Origin of the sequence: Paraburkholderia sp. RL18-101-BIB-B (assembly GCF_046026985.1) — a bacterium.
Lineage (GTDB): Bacteria > Pseudomonadota > Gammaproteobacteria > Burkholderiales > Burkholderiaceae > Paraburkholderia.
In genome coordinates this window covers 1-9,259 of record NZ_JARESV010000104.1, presented here as the reverse complement: position 1 = coordinate 9,259, position 9,259 = coordinate 1, and the positions used below count along the sequence as shown (strand labels likewise).

The following is a 9,259-nucleotide window of genomic DNA, read 5'->3' as shown; positions in this document are numbered from 1 at the left end:
TATTACGGCTCACTCGCGTGACGGAACGTATTGTTTGAAGATCGATGGACGGATCCACTCAGTCTTCGGACTCGAGAGCCGGATCTGCCTCAACGCGGTTGATTTAGAGGGGTAGATCAAATATTCGGAAGTCACCTTTTGACGGAGACCGGCCGTTGCAATGACGCTATCTGCGATCCGGCGACCGTCCCTTCATGGCCGATCTCTGCCCGATGCGGTTGGCTCAGTTCTCCCCTGTATGGACTTTCGGCGCTTTCCGCCGACCGACCGGAGTCACACCGTCGCGAGCGCCTTGGACGAGATGCACAGCGTCAGGCTCCCCCAGCTGCGCAGGGCCGCCTCATACTGCGGCCGGTTCGTCGCGCGGTGCCCCATCTTCGGAATGTGATGCCGCCTATTGGCGTTGTGCCGCATGCATGCACTTCAGAGAGGTTAGGCCGTCACTCTATTACCACATACATCAAGGTATCCAGACGTATAGGCGCGCCATGCACACGTAGCACTGCAGCGACCGTTCGTAGAATGGTTTTCCTGGCGTCGTCCGTCTATCTTGATTCCATGGACTTAGCAATTTCATGTGAATGTCAGCCATGTCAACGTTCTGCATAACTGGGTTTATATCGGTAGCAACACTTACGACGAGTACACGTTCCTCCCCTGGTTGAACAAGAACGTCTATCGCCGGACTGTTGACCTTACCGAATCTGTATCAAGTGAGCGCCACGATGAGCACGAACGCAAGGGATTTGCTTGAGCTGCGCCGAGATGATCCCGCGTCAGCAGAACCGCGGAAGATGGCCGCGAACACCATCGCCGTCGGCGTCGCGGATCAACACGAGGGCTGCTGACATGAACGCGCTCGAACAGTGGCACCGCCGGCCAATGCAGGTCCGTGTCCTGGATCGCTGCGATGAATGCGGCGAGCTGAAGGAAGACGTCCAGAAGCGCGTTAACTATTGGCCGAAAATTGCCGCCGTCTGCTGTGCGAAGTGCTTCGCCGAGATGACCAGCGGATGTAGCGGATTTGCAGCCTGCCAGTAGCCAACGATGGCCGGAAGATGAACCCTTCGGCGACGAAAGGCGCCACGTCCACGTTGATAACGGATGCACCCGTTACTCACAGATAGGGAGATTGCCATGTTCACATATTCGATCCGTTATCGCGATGTCTGCGGCCGTTGGTCGGTTGCGTTCGCACAGGCTGTTTCACAGCGCGACGCTGAAGTGATTGCAACCTGCCGATATGGGGCTTTCCAATCTGTCAGCCGTTTCGGCTGACAGGCATCAGTCCTGCGCTTGGCCTGCTTAGGAAAACTGAGTTCTGCATGAAAGCCCTGATGTAGGGGAGTACATCAATGCGAAAAACCACACGGAAGCGGTAACGACAAGTACCTGATGAAGTTCCTGTCGTGGGGCATGAGGAAGATATTGAGGAAGGTGATGATGAACATTAGATACCCTCGCTTCACCGCCATCGAGTTGTGGGTCCTCGCCATCTCCATCATCATCGCAGCCGGAATACAGATATGAAAGGCCCGCGGATGGTCTCACCAATACCCTGTCTGAAACCCGGAATGCGGCCGCGCATGTCGACGTTCGCACACCGTTCTTCGCAGAATATCGGGAAGACATGTATGATCGGCTTGCGTTATACCCGCAGGTCACGCGGCTTGCGTTTGATTTCGATTGCGGCTCGCTTTGGTCTCGCTGGTATCTGTCACGCGCAATCCTCAGCGAAGGATCAGGATACTGGCGTCGATGCGAATCCACCGGCCATCACAAAGTGTGTTGCATGCGTTATCGGTGCCTGTCATCGGGCCTTTTATGCAGGTAGTGGCAGTCAGGTATGCCGCTAAATCCCTCAAGTCTGCCAAACTCGCTGTAGCCGAGCTTTTTATAAAAACCGAGCGCCTGAAAGCTGAGCGTATCTAAAAAGGCGTGCTCGCATCCGCGCCGACGAGCTTCGGTTTCTGCGACGTCTTGGTGGGCGTTTCGAACGTCGCTGATCGACCCACAACAGTCAAACGTGTGTACGAGTTCACAACGGCTGCTTCGTGGCTACTTCAGCCATCGGTTACTTGGTCGTGATGTGCCTGTGGAGTCGAGAATCCTGAGATCAGGCAGCGCAAAATCGCACGAGGATGGGCGTGTTGGAGGCAATGGAGTTTGACTTGACGTAGTCCCGCAGCGCCCGAACTGCTGGTTCGGGCGAATCTGGGAAACTGCAAGGACCTCGTGCCGGGCACGTCGCTGTTCGCTGACCGAGAATGACACAACCGCGCGACCAGTTGACATCACGGCCGTAATGAAACTGGATGGCTGTTCTATGCGGTACATTTTGTAGCTCGATGCGCCACGCACGGTCGGGCCGGATCGCACCGTTGCCTACAGCACCGCCAGTCCACATCCACTTCTTGCTGCCGTCCGCGCGCACGATGGCGCTGTAAGTAGCCTCGGGGATCGAGGATGGCCGATCCGTTTTTGGTTCGTAGCTCAGCTCGACTGTATCAGTTATCAGGCTGAGCATTCCCAAGTTCTGTTCGGCGCTTGATAAATCAACCGCGGACGGAACGCCGAAGAGCCGGCCCGCCACACACGGTACGCACTTATTTTCATAGCCCCGCTCACGGACCACCAGCAGCTTTATCGGACCTTGTGCCATCGCTAGCGACCAAAAGTCTGAAAAAATTGCAACACTTGTTGCGCAAGCGAGGAAGCTACGGCGATCCATATCAAGTCCCATCACAACTTAATGTCCCAGTTCGCAGTAACAGCCTTTGCTAGATTTTCGACTCCTTTGAAAGTTTCGCGGACGACGTTTCCCGGCGCATCGACGATCAACCCAACGGGATTGGTACGAGCTTTTTCCAATTCGTGATCGAAACCTTCGGCCGTTTGCTTACCTCCCTTCGAGATTTCATTAAGGGCGTGACCGACACCGCCAATCGCAGAGTTGGCAACTTCAATATGGGCGACCATGATCTGACCGACCACCGAGTTCTTGGACACCGTCGAACCGGTTATAGCCTTGGCAAGCTTTTGAAATTCGTTCCCGTCACCGAAACAGCCCGATTGGCCGAAGTCCGCAGACTTACAGCCTTGAAGTTCGATGAGCGTAAATCTTCCGGCGATGCAGGCGGCTGCGGTGACCGGCACACCCCCGGATGATGCGGCGCATTGAAGGATTATCTGCTGCCCGGGATTCAAGTGCAGCAATGGCGAGACAACGCAGACGCCAGTTGCCATCGGATCGCCTCCTGACTCGGCAGCGCACTTGACAACCGCAGCTTGTTCGGGCGGAAGTGCTGTTCCGATTGCGCACGCCGCAAGGCTCGCTTCGCTGGTACTGGACGTATAGCACGCGACAACTTTTTGGACCGGCGCGGGTACATTGTCTCCACCGATACAAATGATACGCGCCGCTGTGTCGGTTTCCTGTTTAAGGCATTGCGCAACTTTTCCGACATCCCCCCCGACGTTGCCTGCTAAGCAATTCAAATCAGAAACCGATTGCGCTCCTGAGACGCATGCCCATTCAGGCGGCAAAACTGCGTCTACAGCGCAGCCCTTGCTGTTGCGTTCGACGCATTTTTGCAACTGTTTCAACGCTCGTCCGCTCGCGCCATCGGGAGCCAGGCAGGTAATCCGACTAGCGCCCGCATTCTCGAGCAGGCAATTAGCCTGTTTTGCTATTTCAGGCGGAACGCTTTTTCGAGCCAGACATGCAGCTGCGGCGTTGGCGTCTTCGTTCGCCGTACACGCTTTATAAGTGTCCACCATCGCACCGAATGACCCTACCGCCTCCGAGTACGGACGAGGAACAAATGCATCGAGGCCAAGATCGCTTATCCGACGCCGCGCGGATTGAAGCAATGCTCCCGCGTCGGCTGTTGCGGCGAGCTGCGGCATGCAAGGTCCGTCATTGAGGCATTCAAGCATAGCCTTGTTATCAATCTGATAGCCCGCGCACCGACCCACGGCAGCGACATCCTGCAAACCATGATAAACCTTACACTCTGTGAGACGAATACGGGCGACCTCATCCTGCAGGCTATTCAGTTTGAGTTCCGCCGAATCAACTCCGAGAGTATAGGCGTCTTGCGGGTCTCGAAATGCGAACGCTGTCCGCAAAACGGTCGGACGGGGAAGGAGAAGTTGCGCTGCCACGACCGATGACAAAGGCGGTAGCTGAGGATTTTTAACAAGGCGTGCGACTCCTGCTTCGAACAACTTTTGGGTCTGGTCAGGCGGGAGTCTCGTTGGCCAGCCAACGCCGGGCCTTGTTTCGACCACCTTCGGAGCGAGGCCGCCGTTGTCAGAGAATTCGAGCACCAGAACACGATTTAGGGTGGTGTCGAACCCGCGTTTTGCAGCCCAGTAATACATTGCCTCAAACACGCGCTCGCGCCGCTCGCCTTCAGAGATCGCTCCAGTCTCATCTGCACGTTCGGGTACGTCAAGATCAGGGCAAAGCGCGGCAGTGCATTCACGTTTAACCAACCCAAGACGAGTTCCGTCTATGTATTTTCGCAATGGATCGGCCTGTTCGATGGATGTGCAGTTCGCAATGACTGATTTCTTGTACTCTCCTCGTGCAGTGACTAGAGCGTTTTGAGTTCGTGTGATTTGATTATCGGAGTAGATCGGCTCAGCAGACGGTACGAACAGTTGCGCCTCACTGTTCAGCGCATCGATAAAGGCCTTTCCCGCAGCCTTGACTGCCTCCTTGAGGCAACCTCCATAATCCTTGGTGGCCGTGGCCGGTCGTGGGCCAATGGCAGCGAAATAAAAGACATACGAGAGCGCCGCCTCGGCTCTTCCGCCCTGCTGCTGGACATCTACTACGACATGCCCGACTCGTTGTTCAAACCAGATCGCGTTTTGCGGCTCGGGCACTGGTGCAGTCGATATCTCTTGCGACCAAACAGAGCAGCTCAGTGAACAAAGGAGAGCCGCAACTACCCGAAAGAAAGGTGCGTACATCTCTTTGCCCATTTTGCCAAGAACATGCTAAATATAATACGTCGCAAGTTCAGTTTTTGGGGAGCAAGATGATGAGCATAGCCAATAAAATTGTAGTCACACTGATAGGCGCCCTAGTTTCACTTCCGACGATTGCGCTAAGTCAGCAAGCGAGCGATGACGATGCCCTTAAGGCTTCAGTACTCGTTGCCGTGGCGCAGTCACTCGGAGCGGATCCGTCGAATCTGCCCGAGTATCAAGCTGATTTGCAAGCAGCCCGTCGAGTTGCAGATACCGCTTCGATATGCGGATCGGGTTCCGGCGGCCAATTCCTCACGCCAGACATCGCAAATAAGGTGATTTCGAAAGCGGTTGACCTAGTGAAGCAGAAGAATGCCTCGTTTTGGGAGCGACCACACTATGTCCGGGATCTCATCGTTGTTAGCGCGGTTTCCTTCGAAGCGGGGCGGCTTGCTGGGACGAGCAAGGAATACCGAGCGGCGTTGGCAGCCAGCGCGCCCACACCATCCAACTGTAAGCTAGCGGCTCAGTGAGCTCAGCCAACAACTCCATTGTGCCCGAAAGAGTGTCGTCTTTTTGCCGGGATGACTAAACGTAGCAAGCAGCGGGGTGGCAGATATGGTGGCGACTCAAGTAAGGATTTATAGAAAGATCGACTGGTATCGTATGTGTCAACGCCAACGTGAATCTGATTCTGTCCACGAGTTGATTGCCTCAAGCAGGGGTTCGTCATTTGTCAGTGCTCTTCTGAATATGACATTCACTTTCTAACGCGGCCAATACTGACGTAGTTTTTGCTAGGATTTTCAGTAAAATCTCGCGGAACCTTCATACGGAGCCGCTGCCAGCGTTTGATGTCCTTATGTGCTATGTCGACCTCCTCAGCCGTGGGAATCTTTACGAGCTGCGCTCCTTCTTGGCGGCCATCCGGATCTCCGCGCGCAGCTTTTTGATTTTCAACCGTTGCTTCGCCAGACCAAAGAGTGCGGCGAGCGCCGGACCTATCCGTAATTTTGTGGGCGAGGCATCTAGGATGTGGCGCGACAATCTGGATGAGAGACGCGCGACAATCAGGATGAGAATGTCGCGGTGGGATTGATGATGCCGATGTTGATTGACGCTGGCAAGCGTTTATTGATTGACGCTGGCGAGCGTGTACCGCGCGTCAATCAGGATGAGAACAGTTTATCAGTCGTTGAGGACAACTGCGTAACACGTGACGATGTATTTGGACACGTGCTTTACGCTGTCGCGTTTGATCTCGATGAGCATTGTGGAATGTCGCTGGCATCCAATGCAGCCACGCTGTCGCCGGGCAGAGCCTGCAGCGTAACGCGTTACGCTGCAGGCATTCTGTGCCGCGCGACAATCAGGATGAGAATGCTGCGGCGAGGTTGATGATGCCGATGTTGATTGACGCCGGCGAGCGGTGCCTGCCTGCCGCGCGTCAGTCGGTGAGGTCGATTGCGTAACGCGTGACGATGGCCTTAAGCACACGCCTTACGCTGTTGCGTTAGCTCTCAATGAGCCTTGTCGGATTGTCGCTGGCATCCAATGCCGCCAACCCGTCGCCGAGCAGAGCCAGCAACGTAACGCGTGACGCGCAGGCTTCCTCACCAGTGGCGTCAATAATGGCCCGTTTGCGGCGTAAGCGGTATGCGCGTTGCCGTTGTGCGGCAGTGCGTGCGATGGGCTTCGTCGTCGAGTTATCGGATGTATCGTCACGCGTTACGAGCTGCAGATGTGCGTTGTGCTTCATTGCTGATCCTCCGGGCGCGGCGGCACGCCGACGTTGTTTGGTGTCGCGATACTGGCCGGGCGTCCCGGTCCCTGCTGCTTGCGCTCCAGGGCGGTACGCCTACGGTAGCTTTCGACGTTCAGTTCAAAGATCGTCGAGTGATGGACCAGCCGGTCGACGGCGGCTACCGTCATGGCCCGGTCGGGGAAGATACGGTCCCAATCGCCAAATGGTTGATTTGCAGTTAGCAAAAGAGAACGGTGCTCATACCTGGCGCTGATGAGCTCGAACAGCACCGACGTCTCGGCCTGGTCCTTGCTGACGTATGCAAAGTCGTCCAAAATAAGGAGATCGAATCGATCCAGCCGGTTGATGGCGGCCTCCAGCGACAGCTCGCGGCGTGCGACCTGCAACCGCTGCACGAGGTCGGTGGTACGGGCGAACAGGACCTTCCAGCCGTTCTCCAGCAGGCTCAGTCCAATGGCCGACGACAAGTGCGACTTGCCGCCTCCGGACGGCCCCAGAAGAATCAGGTTGGCGCCGTTGCGCAGCCAGCCGTCGCCAGCGCAAAGCGCCGAGACGTGCGCTCTCGACACCATCGGCACCGCGTCGAAATCGAAGTTCTCCAGCGTCTTGCCCGGCAGCAGCCTGGCGTCCCTGAGATGACGTTCGATGCGGCGTCGATCGCGCTCGGCGATCTCGTGTTCGGCCAGCGCCATGAGCAGGCGCGCCGCGGGCCAGCCTTCGGTGTCGGAACGCTCGGCAAAGCTCGACCAGATCTGCTTGATGGCGGGCAGCCGCAAATCGTTGAGCAGCAGCGACAGGCGGGTGGCGTCGAATTCGTGATTCATGCTGCCACCTCCATTTGCAGGCCAAGCAGGGCCTCGTAGTCGCGCAACGAAGGCAGCTGGACGTTCACCTGCGGCAGGCTCGCGGGTTTCGCTTCGAAACGGGAACTCAGCGCGTGCAGATCGGGCAGTTGCCCGTCGGCCAGGCACTGCTCGAGTGCCTGCGCCAGTTGTGTCTCGCAGTTGCGCTCGTGGGCCAGGCTGAGCAGTTCAACCATGGTCTTGCATGCCGCACGCTCCGGCAGTTGCTCGCACAGGCGTTCGAAGGTCAATCGATAGGCCTCACGCGGAAAGACCTGATCGCGGTAGACCAGGTTGAGCAGCGCCATGGGCTTGCGGCGCAGCGCGTGGATGATGTGCCGGTAGTTGACGACGTGGCCGTGCTTGCCACTGGGACCCGGACGGCCGCGCTGCAGCGTCATCAGGGCGGTGCTGCCCAGGAACAGTTCCAGCCGGTCGTCATACAGCCGCACGCGCAGTCGATGACCGATCAGCCGGGACGGGACGGTATAGAACACCTTGCGCAGGACAAAGCCGCCGGTGGAGCTGACGTACACACGCGTTTGCTCGTAGTCCGTCGTGCGCTGCGGCGGCAGTGGCTGAAGCTGCGGGCGCTCGGCCTCAATGCGCTTGCCATTGCGCGCGTTGATGCGACAGACGTGCTCGTCGATGAAGCGGCGATAGGTATCGAGGTCGTCGAAGTCGTTACTGCCGCGCAGGAGCAACGCATCACGCACCGCGTTCTTGAGGTGGCCGTGAGGGCTCTCGATGGAGCCGTTCTCATGGGCAACGCCGCGGTTGTTGCGCGTAGGCTGCATTCCGTAGTGAGCACAGAGCGCTTCGTAACGCGTGGTGAGATCGTCGCGCGCTTCGCGTTCGAGATTGCGGAACGCCGCCGACAGGCTGTCGCTGCGGTGCTCGCGCGGTGCGCCACCGAGCACCCACAACGCGTTCTGCAGCCCTTCGGCCAGCGCGACATAGCTCTCGCCGCCGAGGATGACGTGAGCGTGCTCAAAGCCCGAGCAGGCCAGCCGGAAATGATACAGACGGTGATCCAGCGCAACACCCGCCACGGTGACGCCCAGGCTGTCCATCTCGGTGAAGTCGGACAATCCGAGGCGACCGGGCTCGTGCACCTGACGGAACATGACGTCACGCTCCTCGCCATGGAGTGCACGCCAGTCGCGAATACGCCGCTCGAGCGTGCGACGCACGTTGCCCGGGAGATCTGGATGGCGCCGAAGCATCTCGTCCAATACGGCCACGGGCCGGATGCCGGGAGCGGACTGGAGCAGCGGGACGATCTCGGCGTCAAAGATTGCTGCCAGGGGATCGGCGCGGCGGCGCCCGCGCGGCGCCTTCTTCTGCGACGGAGGTCTTGGGTCCTGTTCGATGCGATAGGCAGTGGCGGCGCTGAACCCGGCGCGTGCGCCTGCCTTGGTCGGTTGTTCCTTGTTTCTGTACTTCATGTAGAGCCTCATCTGGTGGTCGTTGACGTGACGCCCGGGCACCGTAGCCTCCCGTGAAATGGAAGGCTCCTTCATACCCGATCCACCGCGACCACCGACAAGGCTCCCCGACGACGGGGGGACTGTTCGGCGCGGGGGGGGGGGGGGGGGGGGGGGGGGGGGGGGGGGGGGGGGCGGCCCCCCGCGCCCGGCCCGGGCCCCCGCGGGGGGGGGGGGGGGGG

9 protein-coding genes are annotated in these 9,259 nt (G+C 58.2%); 3 read left to right on the top strand and 6 right to left on the bottom strand.

All coding sequences use genetic code 11. The features are described from left to right. Positions 1-273 precede the first annotated feature (273 nt). Positions 274-414 (bottom strand): hypothetical protein, encoded by a 141-nt coding sequence (locus P0D73_RS45505; protein ID WP_408261189.1) that lies wholly within the window; start codon positions 412-414, stop codon positions 274-276. 435 nt (positions 415-849) lie between these two features. On the opposite strand from P0D73_RS45505, the gene P0D73_RS45500 reads away from it, so the two are divergent. Next, on the top strand, positions 850-1,041 hold the full coding sequence (locus P0D73_RS45500) for a hypothetical protein (protein ID WP_408261191.1): 192 nt from the start codon (positions 850-852) through the stop codon (positions 1,039-1,041). Positions 1,042-2,116: 1,075 nt separating this feature from the next. On the opposite strand, the gene P0D73_RS45495 is transcribed toward P0D73_RS45500, so the two are convergent. Next, entirely contained in the window at positions 2,117-2,731 is a 615-nt protein-coding gene (locus P0D73_RS45495) for a DUF5675 family protein (RefSeq protein ID WP_408261193.1), read from the bottom strand. An 11-nt stretch (positions 2,732-2,742) separates the two neighbouring features. Beyond that, positions 2,743-4,995, bottom strand: a complete 2,253-nt coding sequence (locus P0D73_RS45490; protein ID WP_408436233.1) for a hypothetical protein — start codon at positions 4,993-4,995, stop codon at positions 2,743-2,745. 56 nt (positions 4,996-5,051) lie between these two features. On the opposite strand from P0D73_RS45490, the gene P0D73_RS45485 reads away from it, so the two are divergent. Both P0D73_RS45485 and P0D73_RS45480 read left to right on the top strand, forming a co-directional pair. Then, on the top strand, positions 5,052-5,516 hold the full coding sequence (locus P0D73_RS45485) for a hypothetical protein (protein ID WP_408436230.1): 465 nt from the start codon (positions 5,052-5,054) through the stop codon (positions 5,514-5,516). 565 nt (positions 5,517-6,081) lie between these two features. After that, on the top strand, positions 6,082-6,381 hold the full coding sequence (locus P0D73_RS45480; RefSeq protein ID WP_408436227.1) for a hypothetical protein: 300 nt from the start codon (positions 6,082-6,084) through the stop codon (positions 6,379-6,381). A 115-nt stretch (positions 6,382-6,496) separates the two neighbouring features. On the opposite strand, the gene P0D73_RS45475 is transcribed toward P0D73_RS45480, so the two are convergent. The 3 genes from P0D73_RS45475 to istA are packed head-to-tail and all read right to left on the bottom strand — an operon-like array spanning position 6,497 to position 9,080. Next, a complete protein-coding gene (locus P0D73_RS45475; protein WP_408261201.1) occupies positions 6,497-6,742 on the bottom strand; it encodes a hypothetical protein in 246 nt (81 codons plus the stop codon). Further along, positions 6,739-7,572, bottom strand: coding sequence for an IS21-like element helper ATPase IstB (istB, locus tag P0D73_RS45470; RefSeq protein ID WP_408261203.1), 834 nt, complete (start codon positions 7,570-7,572; stop codon positions 6,739-6,741). The genes P0D73_RS45475 and istB overlap by 4 nt, the downstream gene beginning before the upstream one ends. Then, positions 7,569-9,080, bottom strand: coding sequence for an IS21 family transposase (istA, locus tag P0D73_RS45465; protein WP_459252399.1), 1,512 nt, complete (start codon positions 9,078-9,080; stop codon positions 7,569-7,571). The genes istB and istA overlap by 4 nt, the downstream gene beginning before the upstream one ends. Positions 9,081-9,259: the final 179 nt, after the last annotated feature.